Here is a 17226-nt window from a genome sequence, read left to right on the forward strand (position 1 = left end):
CTATTCCGCCGCCTCGGCCTCGGGGCCGCGGGGGCCGGCGGCCTCCAGCTCGTAGGAATAGCCTTCGAGCATGGCATAGGCCCGCTCGATCGCGGAAATCTGCGTCTCGGCGCCCTTGATCGCCTCGGTGATCGACTGGGCGCGGGCGCGCAGCATGGCGCCGAGCACGTCGTTGTCCGGGCGGCGGCCGATGCGGTCGGCATGCTGGCGCACGCGGGTGCGGTGGCGCTCCAGTTCGAGGATGTGGAAGCGGGCCTTCAGCAGATCGTCGGTCAGCTTGCGGCGCAGGCCGGCGACGGGATCGAAGCTGCCGGGGGCGCGCTCGTCGAGAATCATCTCGTTGACCAGCGTCTCCAGCATCATCAGGCCCTTGAGGTCGGTGGCGTCGGCGAGTTGCGGGTCATAGCCGGTATCGTCATAGACCCGGCGGCGCACCGGGTCCTTGAGCAGTTCATAGGACGCGTTGAGCCGGCCGAAGGCGTCGAGATCGCCGCCGGCATCCGGATGGGCGCTCTTCGCGGCCTTGCGATAGGCGGCCTTGACCGCCGCCTCGTCGGCGTCGCGCTCCAGTCCGAGCAGTTGATAGGGATCGATCACGGCGAAAGCTTCCTCGGCATGTGCAAAGCGGGCCCCCGCATGTCTGGTAAAGCGTCCGGGCCCCGGCTTCAAGTCGCAAGGCCGCTTGTCCAAAGAATGGCAAAGGGCGGTGCAAGGGCCAGGGACCGGCGGCGCGCGCCCGTGTCGTGTCCGGCGCCCCCGCCGCACCCCTCAAATCTTAATGGATTCAGCCGGTTGCCCTGCCGGAGTGACGATGCCGGGCCTGCAAGCCTCTTGCCTTTTGACGCAAAAGGCCTTAGCAATGTCGCCGTTCGGGCACTAATGATCCCGGAGACTGGACCGACTGTATGACCGCCGGAGCGGTCCTGGGGGCTTCCTCCCGCTGGTAGACGTTCTTTCCCCGTTATCGCGACTTCCGACTAGCCCGTCACACCGAAGGGCAATATCGACCCCTCTTCCGGCCCGCCGGGCGTGGGGAAACCAACGACACAAGGGATAAGGAACTCTCCCATGGCCACCAAAGGCACCGTAAAATTCTTCAACCAGGACAAGGGCTTCGGCTTCATCACCCCGGAAGGCGGCGCAAAGGACGTATTCGTCCACATCTCCGCTCTCCAGGCTTCCGGCATCCAGACGCTCAAGGACGGCCAGCAGGTTTCGTTCGACACCGAGCCGGACCGCATGGGCAAGGGCCCGAAGGCCGTCAACATCCAGGCTTTCTGAGCCCGTTCGCCGAAAGGCGATGATCATTTGAGACGGCGTCCACGGGGCGCCGTTTTTCGTTGTCCGCTTGTCCGGGCCGCCCTGCCCGCCGCTCAGGCCGCGACCTTCGGCCCGCCGGCAATGTCGACGGCGGCAAAGGCCTCGGCGATGATCTCCGGCCCGGCGGAGGGCTTGGTGGCATCCGACAGGATCTGCCGATAGCGCCTGGCCCCGGCAAAGCCCTGGAACAGGCCGATCATGTGGCGGGTCACGTGATTGAGCCTGCCGCCCCCGGCAATCACCGTCTCGGCATAGGCGATCATGGCGTCGCGCACCCCGTCCCAGTCGGGGGCCTTGGCGGGCAAGCCATAGATTTTTTCGTCCACCTCGGTCAGAAGCGTGGCATTGTGATAGGCGGCCCGTCCGAGCATGACGCCGTCCATCACCGCAAGGTGGTCGAGCGCCTTGTCCAGCGTGTCGATGCCGCCGTTGATGCCGAGGAAGACGCCCGGGTTTTCGCGCTTCATCCGGTAAACGATGTCGTAGTCGAGCGGCGGGATCTCTCGGTTCTCCTTCGGCGACAGGCCCTGCAGCCAGGCCTTGCGGGCATGGATCCAGATCGCATCGGCGCCGGCGGCCACCATGCGGGCGAGGAAATCCGGCAGCACCGCCTCCGGTGCCTGGTCGTCCACCCCGATCCGGCACTTGACCGTCACCGGCACGCTCGCCACCTTCTTCATTGCCGCGACACAGGCCGCCACCGTCTCCGGCTCGCGCATCAGGCAGGCGCCGAAGGTTCCCGACTGCACCCGGTCGGACGGGCAGCCGACATTGAGGTTGATCTCGTCATAGCCGAAGTCCGCCGCGATCCGCACCGCCTCGGCAAGCTTTGCCGGATCGGAGCCGCCGAGCTGCAGCGCCACCGGATGTTCTTCCGGCGAAAAGCCTAAGAGACGGTCGCGGTTGCCGTGCAGGATCGCGTCGGCCACCACCATCTCGGTGTAGAGCAGCGCCCGGCCGCTCAGGCGCCGGTGGAAGTACCGGCAATGCCTGTCCGTCCAGTCGATCATCGGGGCGACCGCGAAGATCTTCGTCCCCGGGCTTAAGAGCGGTGCTATCGTCATGCCGGGTCAGATAGCCTTGGCAGAGGCCGTCCGCAAGGGTGTCGGGTTTCGGCACCGGTTGTTTGAAAGGTCAAATAGGGATGGTCTTGCCGGCGCTGGCGCCGAGGGTTTCCGTTCGTCTGGCGCGAAAATTCTCCACCCCCGCGAAAATCCGAGACTCTCCATACTGCGACGAACAATTGCCGCTTTGCCGGCCTTCGTCGTAAACAGGGAGTAATTTGCCTGGAGGAGGTGCAGCATGGAGACGTTCACCGGCGGTTGCCTGTGCGGCAATGTCCGCCTTGTCGCAACGGGGCGACCCTACCGGGTCGGCATCTGTCACTGCCTCGACTGCCGCAAGCATCACGGCGCGCTTTTTCATGCGTCGGCGATCTTTCCCGAGGATGCCGTGACGGTCGAGGGCGAGACGCGCGGCTATGCCGGGCGGTTCTTCTGCCCGCGCTGCGGCTCACCGGTGTTCGGCCGCAGCGGCGACGAAGTCGAGGTAAACCTCGGATCACTGGATGCGCCCGACCAACTGGTGCCGACCTACGAACTCTGGACCATCCGCCGCGAATCCTGGCTTCCGCCATTTCCGCTCAACAGGCGTTACGAGCGCGATCGCGACGAAACCAGCCGCTTCGAGGAGTAGCACAGGCCGCAGTTATGGGGTCAGAGGAGCGAGCGGTGAACGATTGCCGAACCGAGTTGCCGTTCCGACTGCGATCAGGCGGGCCCGTCCTCACAACAGCCCGAGTTCCGCCAGTTCGCGCTTCAGATCCTCCGGCATGTCCTCGAGGTTGGCGCCGGAAGCCCCAAGGTCTCTCGGAGCGGAATCAGGCTCAAGGTAGCGCCAGCCCTGGAACGGGCGGCGGGGGGCGGGTGCGGTTTCGATCACTTCGGGGCCGAGCACCAGTTCGCAGCGGGAAATGCCGTCGGCGCCGGTGAAGGTCTTGATGTCGATGAGCTTCTGGCGGGCGGCGACCTGGCCCTTGATGACCCAGTAGAGCGATCCGCCGTCGAGCAGTTCGTCCATCCGCTTGGGCACCATGCGCGTCACATGGCTCGACTGCGGCTCGAGGCCCGCCGCAACCGCGGAAAGCGCGCGCTCGGCCACCCATTCGCGAAGATCGTCGAGGCTGTCGGCGCCGACGCAGAGCTTGATCATGTGCAGTGTCATGGCACCGGTGATAATCCGCTCACCGCCGGCGTCAAGGACAAAGCGGCTCTCCGACCCCCGCCGTCAGCATTCCACCACGTTGACGGCAAGGCCGCCGAGCGAGGTTTCCTTGTATTTCTCGCTCATGTCGTTGCCGGTCTGGCGCATGGTCTCGATGCAGGCGTCGAGCGGGACGAAATGCTGGCCGTCGCCCTTGAGCGCCAGCGAGGCCGCGGTCACGGCCTTGACGGCGCCGAGCGCATTGCGCTCGATACAGGGCACCTGGACGAGGCCGGCGACCGGGTCGCAGGTCATGCCGAGATGGTGTTCAAGCGCGATTTCGGCGGCGTTCTCGATCTGCTCCGGCGAGCCACCCATCACGGCCGCCAGCCCCGCCGCCGCCATGGCGGAGGCCGACCCCACTTCGCCCTGACAGCCCACTTCGGCGCCGGAAATCGATGCATTGTGCTTGATGATCCCGCCGATGGCAGCCGCCGTCAGCAAATAGTCGCGGATGCCGTCCTGGTCGGCATCGGGGTGGAAATGCAGGTAGTAGCGGATGGTGGCCGGCACCACGCCGGCCGCCCCATTGGTCGGCGCGGTGACGACACGGCCGCCGGCGGCGTTCTCCTCGTTGACCGCCATGGCATAGACCGACAGCCAGTCATTGGCGAGCAGCGGATTCTGCCGGTTGGAGCGCCATTCCTCCTGCAGCTGGTCGTGAATGGAGCGGGCGCGGCGGCGCACGTTGAGCCCGCCCGGCAGCCGTCCGTCCTGTTTCAGGCCACGGTCAATGCAGCCGCTCATGGCGTCCCAGATCCGGTCGAGGCCGGCATTGAGCGCCTCGCGGTCCATGACCGCTTCCTCGTTCGCCCGCTTCATCTGGGCGATCGTCAGGCCGGAGCGGGCCGCCATGTCGAGCATTTCCCTGGCCGAGGCGAAGGGATAGGGCACCTTGTGGCTGGAGGCCGCCTTCTTCGCCTTCTGCAGGGCCAGAAGCTCGGTGTCGGTGACGACGAAGCCGCCGCCGATCGAGTAGTAGATCGTCGTCAACAGCACGCGCCCGTCCCTGTCGAGGGCGGAGAGCCGCATGCCGTTGGCATGGCCCGATAGCGGCACCTTCTTGTCGAAGACGAGGTCTTCCTTCGGATTGAAATGATAGGCCGGATGGCCGGGCGGCGCGACCTTGTGGGTGCGCTCGACCTCCTCGACGATGGCGTCCATCCGGTCCGGGTCGATCCTGTCCGGCGCCTCGCCGGTCAGGCCGATGATCACCGCCCTGCCCGTCCCATGGCCGATGCCGGTATAGGCGAGCGAACCGTGGAGGCTGGCTTTGAGTGCCGCGACCTGAGCACCTTGCGGGCGTGGCCAGCTATCCGAGGCGATCAGGTCGAGAAAGCGGTTGGCCGCCGTCATCGGTCCCATCGTATGGGAACTCGAGGGCCCCACCCCGATCTTGAACACATCGAAAACCGAAAGAAACATGTCGCTCCGCCGCCTCCAGGCTGATTTGCCTCACGCTAGATCAACATGCTTAGCGGATGCGGCGGCGAACCGACATCCTTTTTCATCCGCGCGACATGAAGAGGGATCCCAAACGACAACAGCGCGGGTCGTGAAACCCGCGCCGCCTGAAACCGTCATTGATGACTTCGGATCAGATACTGCCAAAGAGATAAGCCAGGCACAAAATGCCGGCAAATCCGACCAGAGCGCGGATCGTAACGCCCCAGCAGGATTTATGGATGCTGTCTTCCATGAAGACTCCGTTTGACCGTTGTTGGCAGAAAGCCGTCCCCCGACCGCTTCCGTGCGAAACGATTTATTAAAATCCGCACGCCTTCGCAACTGCAAAAAAGGCAAAAGAAAGGCACATACCGCGCAGCAGCCATGCACCACGCGCATACGACATCGAAAATTCAATGACTTGCGCGCCAGCACTCGTCCGGCGCCCCGCAGAGATTTGCCCCGTTTCAATCCAAGATCTTTTCATTCGGTTAATTCGCTTGTGGAGAACCGTGCGAATCCGCTTAGAAAGGAGCCAGTCCATCGCGCCGGAATCGCCATGACCCTTCTCGACTATCTCGCGCTTTCGCTGTTCGGCCTCTTGTGGTTCGCCTTCGCCTGGATCACCGGCCAGGGACGCATTTTTTCCCGCACCAGCCTGACCCAGGCCATGGCCGAGCGCCGGCGCCAATGGATCATGAATTCGCTCGGGCGAGACCTGAAGATGATCGACACGCAGATCCTGTCCGGCCTGCAAAATGGTACCGCCTTCTTCGCCTCGACCTCGATCTTCGCCATCGGCGGCTGTTTCGCGCTGCTCGGCCAGACCGAACAGGTCGATGCCGTGCTGAAGGACCTGCCCTTCGTGGTCGAGGGCGGACGCACGACCTTCGAGGTCAAGGTCTTCGTTCTGACCGCGATCTTCGGCTATTCCTTCTTCAAGTTCGGCTGGTCCTACCGCCTGTTCAACTATTGCACCATCCTGTTCGGCGCACTGCCGATGGCCGACGAGGCACGCCGGGACCCCGAAGCCGCCGCCCGGGCCGCCGAACTGACGATCCGCATGAACATAATCGCGGCGGGACATTTCAATGCGGGCCTCAGAGCGCTGTTCATGTCGATCGGCTATCTCGGCTGGTTCGCCAGCCCCTATCTCTTCATGGCGAGTTCGCTCACCGTCTTCGTCGTCCTGCTGCGCCGGCAATTCTTCTCCGAGGCAAGGCTCGCACTGATCGAAACACCTGCGTCCGCGCCATGAAATCGTCACCTTTGCGCGGTCTGGCAAGGCGCATGGCGTAACCCGCCGACGAGACGGCAAGACGGAAGGAACGCGCGTGGCCGCTGATCAACAAACGACCGCCCAGGGCCTGCCGACCTTGCGGCGGATCGAGGCGCTGGACGCGGCGCGCGGCCTCGCGCTGATCGCCATGGCGACCTACCATCTGACCTGGGACTTCGAGTTCTTCGGCTATCTCGAACCCGGAACCGCCACCAGCGGTTGGCTGAAGATCTATGCCCGTGCCATCGCCTCGAGCTTTCTCTTCCTTGCCGGTTTCAGCCTGGTCCTGGCGCACTATCCCGAGCTGAAGGCGCGATCCTTCGCCAAGCGGCTGGCCGTCATCGTCGCGGCAGCCGCCGCGATCACCGTGGCCACCGCGGTCGCCATGCCGGAAAGCATGATCTTCTTCGGCATCCTGCATGCGATTGCCGCCGGCAGTCTGGTCGGGCTCGCCTTCCTGCGCCTGCCGCCGTTCGTCACGCTCGCCGCGGCGGTGGCGGCCATCGCCCTGCCCAATTTCTACCGGTCCGAGATTTTCGACGCGCCGGCCTTGTTGTTCGTCGGCCTGTCGCAGCATTTGCCCCGCTCGAACGACTATGTACCGCTCCTGCCCTGGGTCGGGGCACTGCTCACCGGAATTGCCGCGGCACGGATCGCTCTCGCCAGCGGCTGCCTTTCGCGGCTCGCCGGTCTGCCGGCTGGTCCAAGCTGGATCAGGCTGGCCGGACGCAACAGCCTCATCGTTTACCTTCTGCACCAGCCGCTGTTGATAGCGGTGGTTTTCCTGATCTCGATCATAGCGCCGCCACAAAAAAGGGATCCTATGCAGTCGTATCTGGCGAGTTGTGAAAACGCTTGCCTGGCCGAAGGCTCGGACGCGGCACTGTGCCAGCGTTTCTGCGCCTGCACGCTCGACCGGCTGCAGCAGCAGTCGCTTCTTTCGCCCCTCCAGTCTGGCGCAATCTTGCCGGACCAGGATGAGCGAATACTAGAGCTTGCGCGTGAATGTTCGGCCATCAGTCAATGACAGGACCTGACCATGAATGCCTATAGGTTGAAGCCGCTCAGCTTTCCCTGGCCTCCCGTCTTGTACGGTCTGGCCATCCTCTTCGCCCTGCTGGCCGACCGCTTCATCGGAATTCTGCCTTCGGTGATGCCCAACGGCTATCTGTTCTACGCAATCGGCGCGCTTCTCGTCGCCGTCGCGCTCTTTCTCGACCTGTGGGCTATCAAGACGCTGGTCGAATACCGAACGACCGTGATGCCGCATCGCGGCGCGCAACGGCTGGTGACGAGCGGCCCGTTCCGCTACAGCCGCAACCCGATCTATCTCGGCTATACGCTGATTACGCTGGCGATCGGCTTCCTCACCGGCAATGCCTGGTTCTTCGTCGCCGCCATCGGCGCGGCGATCGTCACCACCGTCATCGCCATCCGCAAGGAAGAGATGCACTTGCTGGCGCGGTTCGGCATCGATTTCGAGCACTATTGCCAGCGCACCCGGCGCTGGCTCTGACGGGCGGGCCCGGGCAGCGCCGCTGACACTGGTGGACGATCAGGTTCCGACGCCGATTTCCACAAGCCGCGTCAGGCAGGCCTCTTCGGCCTGATCGAGTTCGGCGAGCGTCTCCTCGATGTCCCGGCGCTTCTGCCGAAGATCGTCGCGCTTCTCGTCGATCTTCTTCATCATCAGCTTCAACTGACCGATTTCGCCCGGCGGTTCCTTGTAAACGTGGACTATTTCGCGGATTTCGGCTACGGTAAACCCAATCCGCCGGCCACGCAGGATTTCCTGCAGCAGGTGACGGTCGGCAGCCCGGTAGAGCCGGGTGCGGCCACGACGCTCGGGATGAAGCAGGCCCTCGTCTTCGTAGAAGCGAAGCGTGCGGGTCGACACCCCGAATTCGCGCGTCAGTTCCGTTATACTGTAATACTTCTTCACAACCGTTCCGATTCATTTGGGAAACGGTATCTTATTGACTTTTACGTATAAGTCAATTTTTTGCCCGTCAGTGCACCGAAAACCACCAGGTGGCGAGGCCGAGGAAGGCGAAAAAGCCGGTGATGTCGGTGACCGCGGTGACAAAAACCGCCGACGACACGGCCGGATCGGCGCCGACCTTGTCGAGCAGCAAAGGGATCAGGATTCCTCCGACGGCGGCGGCGAACATGTTGATCAGCATGGCCGTGGCGATGATTCCGCCGATATTGACGTCCTGGAACCAGAACCCGGCGATCACCCCGATCAGCATGCCGAAGACCACGCCGTTGAGCAGTCCGACGCCGGCTTCGCGGCGCACCACCCGCCAGGCATTGTGAATGTCGAGATCGCGGGTGGCGAGCGCCCGCACCGTCACCGTCATGGTCTGCGAGCCGGCATTGCCGCCCATGCCGGCAACGATCGGCATCAGGATGGCGAGCGCCACGATCTCCTCGATCGTCGCCTCGAACAGCGAGATGACCGAGGCCGCGAGGAAGGCGGTGAGCAGATTGACCAGCAGCCAGGGAATGCGCGAGCGCGATGCCTCCCGCACGCTGTCGGAGAGTTCTTCGTCACCGACGCCGCCGAGGCGCATCAGGTCTTCCTCGGCCTCTTCCTGGATCACGTCGACGACGTCGTCGATGGTCAGCACGCCGACGAGGCGTCCGTTCTCGTCGACGACGGCGGCGGAGAGAAGGTCGTATTGCTCGAAGACCTGGGCCGCCTCTTCCTGGTCCATCTCGGCCGGGATCGGATGGCTGGTTTCGCGCATGATCGTCTCGATCTTCTCCAGGCGCTTGGTGCGCAGGATGCGGTCGAGGTCGACGGTGCCGAGCAGCTTGAAGGTCGGGTCGATGACGAAGATCTGGGAAAAGCTTTCCGGCAGATCGGCTTCGTCACGCATGTAGTCAATGGTCTGGCCGACCGTCCAGAACGGCGGCACGGCGACGAACTCCGTCTGCATGCGGCGACCGGCCGAGCTTTCCGGATAGTCGAGCGCGCGGCGCAGCCGGACGCGCTCGGTGAACGGCAGCTGCGCCAGGATCTCTTCCCGGTCCTCATGATCGAGGTCTTCGAGAATGTAGACGGCGTCGTCCGAATCGAGCTCGCCGATTGCCGCTGCGATCTGGGCATTCGGCAGGTGCTCGACGATCTGCAGGCGGATCGCCTCGTCCACCTCGGTCAGCGCCGTCATGTCGAAGTCGTCGCCGAGCAGCCGGACAAGCGCGATGCGCTGGTCCGGCTGGAGCGCCTCGATCAGGTCGCCCAGTTCCGATTCGTGCAGGCGGGCGACGTGCTGGCGCAGGAAAAGCAGGTCGCGATCGGCGATCGCCGCGCCGACCAGGGCGCGGAAATCGGTGCGGATCGAGCCGTCCTCGGCGTAGATATCCTCCGGGCTGTCGTCGGCAGGGCTGCGAACGCGGATGTCTTCACCGGTCTCGGTCATGCTCGCGCCCTCGCCAAATCAAATCACAGCCGGCTTTCCTGCCGCCAAGGAGAATGGCGTCGGAAAGCGCATTGTCAACAACCGCCTAGCATAGCGCACGGGGATATATGCAATTGCGAAGGCTTCCTGCTAACCTATTGGCGAAGCGGGGTCCAGCCTCGATTGCACAGCCGCTTCGCCAGCCCGACCCGCAGCCGAAGAGGTGCCCTTGAGCGTCCGTCCGATCCTTCGATATCCCGATCCCGCCCTCAAGCGCGCCTGCCTCCCCGTCACGGCATTCGACACCAATCTGTCTGCTCTTGCCGACGATCTTCACGACACGCTGCGGGCGGCGCCCGGCGTCGGAATCACCGCCGCGCATATCGGCGTGGCGCTGCGGCTCGTCGTGCTGGACCTGCCGGAGCTCGGCGGCCGGCGCGACTATGCCAATCCGGAAATCTTATGGTCCTCCAGCGAAACAATGGAGCACACCGAAGGCAGTGTCTCGATGCCGGGTGCCACGGAAACGGTTACCCGGCCGCGCACCATCGACATTCGCTACCGGGATCTCGCCGGAGCCGTGCATGAAACGCGGCTCGAGGGATTTCCCGCCATCTGCATGCAGCACGAGATCGACCAGCTCGACGGCATGTTCTGGCTGCAGCGGCTCTCGAAGCTGAGACGTGACCGGCTGATCCGCAAATGGGAAAAGAGCCTCCGCTGAGTCGAACGCCTCGTCGTCGAACCAAAGACGGGTGTCGTGCGTTGTGTCGGACCACACCTGAGCCAAGGAGCGCGACGACATGACGATCGGCGATGAAAAGAAGGACTTCAGCCGCGAAGAGGACTATCGCGATTTCGAGCAGCGCGACATCGAGAACGGCTGGCCCTATGATGACGGCGCGGGTGCGGCTTCCCGTCCGGTCGGCAACAGCGCCTATGGCGAGCCGGAAGCCAATTTCGACCGCGAGCGCAATGGCGGCTATCGCCTCACCCATGCGGAGTCAGACGGTGGCCAGGTGCCGCTTTCCTCCCCGGTGCTGCCGGAAACCGACCACCGCGAGAACAGCGACCAGTTGGAAGCCGATATCGCCGATGCGCTCCAGGACATGCCGGAAACCATGCTCGCCGCCCTCGACATCCATGCGGACGGGCACATCGTCACGCTTCGCGGCGCAGTCGACACGGCTGAAGAGCGTCGCACGATCGAACTTCGGGTCCTCGGGACAAAGGGTGTCTCGGAAGTGCGCAACTTCATCACCACCATGGGTGTCGACACCCATATTCCGCGCGACGCGGACTGATAGTGGCCCGAAGGCAAATCCCGGAAACGACGAAGCCGGCCACCTTTCGGTAGGCCGGCTTTCGTATTCTTCCTCTGAAGGAAGAATGGTGCGGTCGAGAAGACTCGAACTTCCACGTCTTGCGACACAGCGACCTCAACGCTGCGCGTCTACCAATTCCGCCACGACCGCATCCTGGTAGCGCCGAATTGCTCCGGCGGGGCTGCATGTAGCAAAAGCATTCCGGGTGCACAAGGCCAAGATGACAGTTTTTTGAGAATTCCCGGACTGGCCCAGCCAACGCTTCGCCGGTCGTCCCCGCAGGGGCCTTGAAGTCGCGGGCCTTTCTTGCCAAGTAGAGGGAAAATGAAGGCTTTTTCCGATGCAGCGGACCGATCTCGCAATAGAAATGCTCCCCCTTCCCGGCTCCCCCCCGGTGCGCTGGCGCATCTCGGATGGTCTCGTTGCCTATGAGGATGCGATCGCGGAAATGGAGCGCCAGGTGGCGGCGATCGCCGACGGCACGGCGGATGAACTGGTCTGGCTGCTCGAGCACCCGCCACTCTACACCGCCGGCACCAGCGCCGACGCAGCCGACCTGATCGAGCCGGAGCGATTCCCGGTCTTTGCCACAGGTCGTGGCGGCGAATACACCTATCACGGACCGGGCCAGCGGGTCGCCTATGTGATGCTCGACCTGAAACGCCGCCGCCAGGACGTGCGCGCCTATGTGGCGGCACTGGAAGATGTGGTGATCCGCACGCTGGAGAAGATGAACGTCAAGGGCGAGCGGCGCGAGGATCGCGTCGGGGTCTGGGTGCGCCGTCCGGAAAAGCCGGCGCTTGCCGATGGCTCGATGGCGGAGGACAAGATTGCAGCCCTCGGCATTCGCCTTCGCCGCTGGGTGAGCTTCCACGGCCTGTCGATCAACGTCGATCCCGACCTGTCGCATTTCTCCGGCATCGTGCCATGCGGCATCAGCGCCTATGGCGTGACCAGCCTCGTCGACCTCGGGCAACTGGTGATGATGGCCGATGTCGACATCCGCCTGCGCGAGGCCTTCGAGGAAGTGTTCGGCCCGACGGTGCGCGCGGACTGAACCGGTCTAACGCAGCGGCCAGTTCGAATCGCTCCGGCGAGGGTGCGCGTACCGGCCTCTATCCGATCGGGCTTGAACGACTCTCGCACGCATGCTTGGTGGGTGTCTCAATGAGGCCCGCCGCCGATGTCCGATAACCACCTCTCAGGCACTGATACGACGCTGAAGGGCATTGCTCTGATGGCGGGATGCATGCTGGTCCTGCCGTTCATGGACGCGATCGCCAAGTACATGGCGAATGTCGAGGGCATGTCGCCCGGCCAGGTGAATTTCTATCGCTTCTTCTTCCAGGTCGCCTGTATCCTGCCATTCCTCTTCGCGATCCAGGGACGCAGCGCGCTGTCGGCCAAGCGGCCGGGGCTGAACCTTTTACGCGGCGTGCTGCACGGGGCGGCTAGCCTGATGTTCTTCACCGCCGTCAAGTACATGCCGCTGGCCGACGTCTTCGCCATCTATTTCGTCGAGCCCTTCATCCTGACGGCACTTTCGGCGGTCTTCCTCGGCGAAAAGGTCGGCTGGCGGCGCTGGCTGGCGATCGTCGTCGGTTTCGGCGGGGCGATGATCGTCATCCAGCCCAGCTATGAAGTATTCGGCCTGACCTCGCTGCTGCCGATCGCCTGCGCGTTCCTCTATGCCCTCTACATGTTTCTCAACCGGGCGATCGGCGAAGCCGACACGCCCGTCACCATGCAGACCATGGCCGGGATCGGAGGCACGTTGTTCATGGGTGCGGTGCTCGTCGGCGGCGATGCGGCGGGACAGGCGGATTTCGCCATCTCGCTTCCCACCTCCTGGCTCGGCCTCGCGCTGCTGGTGATTCTCGGCTCGATCTCCGGCTACGCCCACCTCATCGTGGTGCGCGCCTTCCGCATGGCGCCGCTGTCGGTTCTGGCACCGTTCCAGTATTTCGAGATCATCGCAGCGACCATTTTAGGGTATGCCCTGTTCAATGACTTCCCGACTGTATCGAAATGGGTCGGCATCCTGATTATCGTCGGTTCAGGCCTGTTCATCCTATGGCGCGAACAGCGCCGCGTCGCCGAAAGGCGCTGATTTTAGCTTTCCCGTCAAACGCCCGCTAACCCCCTTCCTTGGCGGAAACGCAAGGTTTGTCGGGCAATGTTCCGCCCAGTTTCATGATGAAACAGGGATAGAAAGATGAGCGAGTTTCGGCTCTCTTTTCCGGCATGTGTCGTCGCCGGGAAGAACAGGATGTCCGCCGAGGACATTCTGCTATTGCGCAGATACACCTTCCCGGAGGGCGTCAGGACGCCCGACGACGTGGTGACGTTGATGGCGCTCAACACCTGCTGTCCCGAGAAATGCCCGGAATGGACCGACTATTTCGTCGAGCAGTTGGCCGGCTTCATCGTCGAGCGCTGCCATCCCATTGGTTCGCTCGACGAGATCAATGTCGACTGGATCGAGAGCGTGCTGTTCAAGGACGGCGTGATCGAAGGCGAACTCGAACTTGCCGCCGTTCTCCATATCATGGACCTGGCCCGCCACGTGCCGCCGTCGCTGAAGATGTTGATGCTCGACCAACTCAGGATCGCGCTTGCCGAGGGGCGCGGCGCCTATGCCGGGAAGCGCGCATTTCGCACCGGGATCGGCGCGGACGACATTGCCTATGTGCAGCGTATCCTGCGCGGCCGGCTGGGCCAGGGCGCGCCTCTCCTGTCTCCGGCCAAGCTGGCGATCCTCGAGGTGATCGACCGCGAGAGTTCTTCCGGCGCGCGCCATGGCGACTGGCAACACTTCATCGAATCCGTGTTTCCGCACCGCAACCGGGCGCGAGCGGGAACGGAGCCGGTGCGGCGATGGCTGCAGGTGCCCGACTCGTTCTTCCTCGACGAGGAGATGGTGGCGTGACTCGGGCAACCACCCTGCCCCGATGAAGGGAATGACGCGATGACGAGCTTCCACTCCGCCTTCGTCCTCATCGGCTTCAATCTCGGCCTGATCTGGCTGATCATGGCTGCACCCCTCGGGACGAGGACGATTTCCGTGCGGCGCCAGACCGACAGGCGGCCTGAGGAGCTGTGGGACATGACGCGGCCGGCCGGCGGGCTGGCCGACTGGCATCCCGCGGTCTCCTCGGTCCGGCCGATCGACGGCAGACCGGACCGGCTGGAACTCTGCTATCGCGATCCAGACCGGAGCGGACGGCCGATCGTCCGCATGCTGGCGATCGACAGGACCGGGGTCACGGCGGATGGCGAGTTCTCCTGCGAACTTAGAATCGTCGCCGACAGCGCGCTCGATGCGGGCTTCTGGTCCGGCTATCGCGAGGTGCGGCGGATCGGACCGGCTGACCGGGGCGCGGTCATCGCGATCGAGCAGACCGACAGCTATCGCGGCCTCGGCTTTCTCTTCTATCGCTATCTCATGCTGCACCGGGAAATGGCGGCGCTGGAGCGCCATCTCGGTGGCCGCAGGGCAGAAGCCCGCGGATGGCTGGAGCATCCTCTGAGCCAGGCGGCTCTTGCCACCCTCTCGACCCTGATGCTGTGGCCGTTCTTCGGTCTCAACGCCAACGGATTGATGATCTCGGTCTTCCTGACGCTGGTGATCATCTGTCACGAACTCGGCCATATGGTGGCATTCCGCGCCTTCGGCCACCGCAACACGCGGATGATCTTCGTGCCGCTGCTCGGCGGCATCGCGATGGGCGGACGGCCCTATGCCAGCCGGTTCGAGGTGGCCACCTGCGCGCTGATGGGCGCCGGTGTGTCGGCCTTTGCGGTACCGATCCTGATTGCCGCCCACCGGGCGGCCGCCGACGGGCTGCTGACGCCCCAGGTCGCCGGCCCGCTCCTGGTGTTTCTGCTGATCCTGTCCGCCTTCAACCTGCTCAACCTCCTGCCGATGCACCGATTCGATGGCGGACAGGTCTTGCGCCAGCTGTTTGCCGGGCAGGCGATGCGAGCAGTGGCCACATTCACCGTGACCTCGGCGATCGCCTGGACGGGATGGCGCATCGGCTTCTCGTCGACGACGGTGATCGCAGGGCTTTCCGTCTTCACCCTGATGAGCCTGATCCCCACGCGCAGCGCAAAGCCGCGCCTGGAACTGGAGCCGATGACGCAGCAGCAGAGGGTACTGACCGGATTCGGGCTCTGCGCCGCCCTGACGATCCACGTGGGCGGCGTCATCCACGCTTGCGACCGGCTGTTTGCACCAGCGCCGCTCTGACGACCGGCCCCTTGACTTGGATGCGCCGAACGGTTCCAAAGACAGCCATGGATACCGTGAACCCTCCCCTTCCCGACGGCTATTCGGCCGTGCCCGCCGGCAAGATTGCCAATGTCGTCACCTGCCTGGAAATGCTGGAGAAACCGCCGGCCAAGCCGGCACGGCCGGCCGAACCGGGGCTGACCATCGAACGCTGGGACCGTCCCGACCTTGGCGAATACCGGGCGCTGTTTCGCGCCATCGGCGAGGAATGGATGTGGTTCTCGCGACTGGTCATGCCCGACGAGGAGCTTCGCGCGATTCTTTCCCATCCGGAGGTTCACGTCTATGCGCTGACCGACGGCGGGCGCCGCATCGGGCTGCTGGAACTCGATTTCCGCACCGAGGGCGAATGCGAGCTTGCCTTCTTCGGCCTCGTTACCGATGCGATCGGTCAGGGCGCCGGGCGAATACTGATGAACGCGGCGATCGACAAGGCCTGGGAGAAACCGATCAAGCGCTTCTGGGTCCACACCTGCCATTTCGATCATCCGGGGGCGCTGTCCTTCTACCAGCGCTCGGGCTTCCGGCCCTATGCCTTCATGGTCGAGGTGACCGACGATCCGCGGCTCACCGGACAGATGCGGCGCGATGCGGCCCGCCATGTTCCGCTGATCGAGCCACGCTGAGGCACACCAGGATCCTGTCGTTCAGGCGGCATGACGGGTGTCCGAGCCCGGCCTCCCTTGAGGCCGCCTCCTCCGCCGTGCCGTGATCACTTCCTAAACAAAAAAACCGGAGACATCCCCATGGATACGCGCGCCGCAGTCGCCACACAGGCTGGCAAACCGCTGGAAATCATGACCGTGCAGCTTGAAGGCCCGCGGGCCGGCGAGGTGCTGATCGAGGTCAAGGCGACCGGGATTTGCCATACCGACGATTTTACGCTCTCGGGCGCCGATCCGGAAGGCCTGTTTCCCGCCATTCTCGGCCATGAGGGCGCCGGCATCGTCGTCGATGTCGGCCCCGGCGTCACCTCGGTGAAGAAGGGCGACCATGTTATCCCGCTCTACACGCCGGAATGCCGCGAATGCTATTCCTGCCTTTCCCGCAAAACGAACCTCTGCACCGCCATCCGCTCGACGCAAGGCCAGGGCCTGATGCCGGACGGCACCTCGCGGTTCTCGATCGGCAAGGACAAGATCCACCACTACATGGGCTGCTCGACCTTCTCCAACTTCACCGTGCTGCCGGAGATCGCGGTCGCCAAGGTCAACCCCGACGCCCCCTTCGACAAGATCTGCTATATCGGCTGTGGCGTCACCACCGGCATCGGCGCGGTGATCAACACCGCCAAGGTCGAGATCGGTTCGACCGCCATCGTCTTCGGCCTCGGCGGCATCGGGCTGAACGTGCTGCAGGGCCTGCGCCTGGCCGGTGCCGACATGATCATCGGCGTCGACATCAATCCGGACCGCAAGGAATGGGGCGAAAAGTTCGGCATGACGCATTTCGTCAATCCGAAGGAAGTCGGCGACGACATCGTGCCCTATTTGGTCAACATGACCAAGCGCAACGGCGACCTGATCGGCGGCGCCGACTATACCTTCGACTGCACCGGCAATACCAAGGTGATGCGCCAGGCGCTCGAAGCCTCGCACCGCGGCTGGGGCAAGTCGATCATCATCGGGGTTGCCGGCGCCGGCCAGGAAATCTCGACGCGTCCCTTCCAGCTGGTCACCGGCCGCAACTGGATGGGCACGGCATTCGGCGGCGCGCGCGGCCGTACCGACGTGCCGAAGATCGTCGACTGGTACATGCAGGGCAAGATCCTGATCGACCCGATGATCACCCACACCATGCCGCTTACCGACATCAACAAGGGCTTTGACATGATGCACAAGGGTGAGAGCATCCGCGGCGTGGTGGTCTATTGATTCCATGCGCCCGGCCGTC

19 protein-coding genes and 1 tRNA gene are annotated in these 17226 nt (G+C 64.0%); 13 read left to right on the top strand and 7 right to left on the bottom strand.

Going from position 1 to position 17226, the window contains the following annotated elements:
• Complete coding sequence (locus DYZ14_RS16665; protein WP_154721731.1) at positions 1-597, bottom strand: J domain-containing protein; 597 nt, start codon at positions 595-597, stop codon at positions 1-3.
• 471 nt (positions 598-1068) lie between these two features.
• Here DYZ14_RS16665 and DYZ14_RS16670 point away from each other — a divergent pair, with 471 nt between their 5' ends.
• Positions 1069-1281: a cold-shock protein gene (locus tag DYZ14_RS16670; RefSeq protein ID WP_028735154.1), complete on the top strand. Its 213-nt coding sequence runs from the start codon at positions 1069-1071 to the stop codon at positions 1279-1281.
• A 92-nt stretch (positions 1282-1373) separates the two neighbouring features.
• Here the strand turns inward: DYZ14_RS16670 and dusA are convergent, their stop codons facing one another.
• Positions 1374-2384 carry a tRNA dihydrouridine(20/20a) synthase DusA gene (gene dusA, locus DYZ14_RS16675; protein ID WP_154721732.1) on the bottom strand — a complete coding sequence of 337 codons (1011 nt, stop codon included), beginning with the start codon at positions 2382-2384 and terminating at the stop codon, positions 1374-1376.
• A gap of 238 nt (positions 2385-2622) precedes the next feature.
• Between dusA and DYZ14_RS16680 the strand changes: the two genes are divergently transcribed.
• Entirely contained in the window at positions 2623-3015 is a 393-nt protein-coding gene (locus DYZ14_RS16680) for a GFA family protein (RefSeq protein ID WP_154721733.1), read from the top strand.
• 90 nt (positions 3016-3105) lie between these two features.
• On the opposite strand, the gene DYZ14_RS16685 is transcribed toward DYZ14_RS16680, so the two are convergent.
• The gene (locus DYZ14_RS16685; RefSeq protein ID WP_115670018.1) at positions 3106-3543 is read right to left on the bottom strand and encodes a DUF1489 family protein; all 438 of its coding nucleotides are present in this window, start codon (positions 3541-3543) and stop codon (positions 3106-3108) included.
• A 63-nt stretch (positions 3544-3606) separates the two neighbouring features.
• Positions 3607-5007 (bottom strand): L-serine ammonia-lyase, encoded by a 1401-nt coding sequence (locus DYZ14_RS16690; RefSeq protein WP_154721734.1) that lies wholly within the window; start codon positions 5005-5007, stop codon positions 3607-3609.
• Between the two features lie 580 nt (positions 5008-5587).
• On the opposite strand from DYZ14_RS16690, the gene DYZ14_RS16695 reads away from it, so the two are divergent.
• The 3 genes from DYZ14_RS16695 (at position 5588) to DYZ14_RS16705 (ending at position 7823) form a co-directional block, all read left to right on the top strand.
• The gene (locus DYZ14_RS16695; RefSeq protein ID WP_154721735.1) at positions 5588-6286 is read left to right on the top strand and encodes a DUF599 domain-containing protein; all 699 of its coding nucleotides are present in this window, start codon (positions 5588-5590) and stop codon (positions 6284-6286) included.
• Positions 6287-6362: 76 nt separating this feature from the next.
• Positions 6363-7334, top strand: a complete 972-nt coding sequence (locus DYZ14_RS16700) for a DUF1624 domain-containing protein (protein ID WP_232365570.1) — start codon at positions 6363-6365, stop codon at positions 7332-7334.
• Positions 7335-7346: 12 nt separating this feature from the next.
• Positions 7347-7823, top strand: coding sequence for a methyltransferase family protein (locus DYZ14_RS16705; protein WP_115670021.1), 477 nt, complete (start codon positions 7347-7349; stop codon positions 7821-7823).
• 39 nt (positions 7824-7862) lie between these two features.
• Here DYZ14_RS16705 and DYZ14_RS16710 read toward each other — a convergent pair whose 3' ends face one another.
• Positions 7863-8249, bottom strand: a complete 387-nt coding sequence (locus DYZ14_RS16710) for a MerR family transcriptional regulator (protein WP_115670022.1) — start codon at positions 8247-8249, stop codon at positions 7863-7865.
• 67 nt (positions 8250-8316) lie between these two features.
• On the bottom strand, positions 8317-9735 hold the full coding sequence (gene mgtE / locus DYZ14_RS16715) for a magnesium transporter (RefSeq protein WP_154721736.1): 1419 nt from the start codon (positions 9733-9735) through the stop codon (positions 8317-8319).
• A 208-nt stretch (positions 9736-9943) separates the two neighbouring features.
• On the opposite strand from mgtE, the gene DYZ14_RS16720 reads away from it, so the two are divergent.
• Complete coding sequence (locus tag DYZ14_RS16720) at positions 9944-10438, top strand: peptide deformylase (protein WP_154721737.1); 495 nt, start codon at positions 9944-9946, stop codon at positions 10436-10438.
• A 79-nt stretch (positions 10439-10517) separates the two neighbouring features.
• A complete protein-coding gene (locus tag DYZ14_RS16725; protein WP_154721738.1) occupies positions 10518-11018 on the top strand; it encodes a BON domain-containing protein in 501 nt (166 codons plus the stop codon).
• An 86-nt stretch (positions 11019-11104) separates the two neighbouring features.
• Here DYZ14_RS16725 and DYZ14_RS16730 read toward each other — a convergent pair.
• A tRNA-Leu gene (locus tag DYZ14_RS16730) sits at positions 11105-11189 on the bottom strand.
• Positions 11190-11379: 190 nt separating this feature from the next.
• Between DYZ14_RS16730 and lipB the strand changes: the two genes are divergently transcribed.
• The 6 genes from lipB (at position 11380) to DYZ14_RS16760 (ending at position 17207) form a co-directional block, all read left to right on the top strand.
• Positions 11380-12096, top strand: coding sequence for a lipoyl(octanoyl) transferase LipB (gene lipB, locus DYZ14_RS16735; protein WP_154721739.1), 717 nt, complete (start codon positions 11380-11382; stop codon positions 12094-12096).
• A 126-nt stretch (positions 12097-12222) separates the two neighbouring features.
• A complete protein-coding gene (locus DYZ14_RS16740; protein WP_154721740.1) occupies positions 12223-13149 on the top strand; it encodes a DMT family transporter in 927 nt (308 codons plus the stop codon).
• Positions 13150-13308: 159 nt separating this feature from the next.
• Positions 13309-13968: a hypothetical protein gene (locus DYZ14_RS16745; RefSeq protein WP_232365571.1), complete on the top strand. Its 660-nt coding sequence runs from the start codon at positions 13309-13311 to the stop codon at positions 13966-13968.
• 39 nt (positions 13969-14007) lie between these two features.
• Positions 14008-15291 carry a hypothetical protein gene (locus tag DYZ14_RS16750; protein ID WP_154721742.1) on the top strand — a complete coding sequence of 428 codons (1284 nt, stop codon included), beginning with the start codon at positions 14008-14010 and terminating at the stop codon, positions 15289-15291.
• Positions 15292-15338: 47 nt separating this feature from the next.
• The gene (locus tag DYZ14_RS16755) at positions 15339-15959 is read left to right on the top strand and encodes a GNAT family N-acetyltransferase (RefSeq protein WP_154721743.1); all 621 of its coding nucleotides are present in this window, start codon (positions 15339-15341) and stop codon (positions 15957-15959) included.
• Positions 15960-16079: 120 nt separating this feature from the next.
• Positions 16080-17207 (top strand): S-(hydroxymethyl)glutathione dehydrogenase/class III alcohol dehydrogenase, encoded by a 1128-nt coding sequence (locus tag DYZ14_RS16760; protein ID WP_154721744.1) that lies wholly within the window; start codon positions 16080-16082, stop codon positions 17205-17207.
• Positions 17208-17226 lie beyond the last annotated feature (19 nt).

Origin of the sequence: Ciceribacter sp. T2.26MG-112.2, assembly GCF_900492205.1 — a bacterium.
Taxonomy (GTDB): Bacteria; Pseudomonadota; Alphaproteobacteria; order Rhizobiales; family Rhizobiaceae; genus Allorhizobium; species Allorhizobium naphthalenivorans_A.

Excerpts from the sequence above, each read along its gene's own strand:
- DYZ14_RS16690 (WP_154721734.1), bottom strand. The coding sequence starts at position 5,007 with ATGTTTCTTTCGGTTTTCGATGTGTTCAAGATCGGGGTGGGGCCCTCG.
- DYZ14_RS16680 (WP_154721733.1), top strand. The coding sequence starts at position 2,623 with ATGGAGACGTTCACCGGCGGTTGCCTGTGCGGCAATGTCCGCCTTGTC.
- DYZ14_RS16695 (WP_154721735.1), top strand. The coding sequence starts at position 5,588 with ATGACCCTTCTCGACTATCTCGCGCTTTCGCTGTTCGGCCTCTTGTGG.
- DYZ14_RS16745 (WP_232365571.1), top strand. The coding sequence starts at position 13,309 with ATGTCCGCCGAGGACATTCTGCTATTGCGCAGATACACCTTCCCGGAG.
- DYZ14_RS16670 (WP_028735154.1), top strand. The coding sequence starts at position 1,069 with ATGGCCACCAAAGGCACCGTAAAATTCTTCAACCAGGACAAGGGCTTC.
- DYZ14_RS16750 (WP_154721742.1), top strand. The coding sequence starts at position 14,008 with ATGACGAGCTTCCACTCCGCCTTCGTCCTCATCGGCTTCAATCTCGGC.
- mgtE (WP_154721736.1), bottom strand. The coding sequence starts at position 9,735 with ATGACCGAGACCGGTGAAGACATCCGCGTTCGCAGCCCTGCCGACGAC.
- dusA (WP_154721732.1), bottom strand. The coding sequence starts at position 2,384 with ATGACGATAGCACCGCTCTTAAGCCCGGGGACGAAGATCTTCGCGGTC.
- DYZ14_RS16755 (WP_154721743.1), top strand. The coding sequence starts at position 15,339 with ATGGATACCGTGAACCCTCCCCTTCCCGACGGCTATTCGGCCGTGCCC.
- DYZ14_RS16685 (WP_115670018.1), bottom strand. The coding sequence starts at position 3,543 with ATGACACTGCACATGATCAAGCTCTGCGTCGGCGCCGACAGCCTCGAC.
- DYZ14_RS16740 (WP_154721740.1), top strand. The coding sequence starts at position 12,223 with ATGTCCGATAACCACCTCTCAGGCACTGATACGACGCTGAAGGGCATT.
- DYZ14_RS16705 (WP_115670021.1), top strand. The coding sequence starts at position 7,347 with ATGAATGCCTATAGGTTGAAGCCGCTCAGCTTTCCCTGGCCTCCCGTC.
- lipB (WP_154721739.1), top strand. The coding sequence starts at position 11,380 with ATGCAGCGGACCGATCTCGCAATAGAAATGCTCCCCCTTCCCGGCTCC.
- DYZ14_RS16760 (WP_154721744.1), top strand. The coding sequence starts at position 16,080 with ATGGATACGCGCGCCGCAGTCGCCACACAGGCTGGCAAACCGCTGGAA.
- DYZ14_RS16725 (WP_154721738.1), top strand. The coding sequence starts at position 10,518 with ATGACGATCGGCGATGAAAAGAAGGACTTCAGCCGCGAAGAGGACTAT.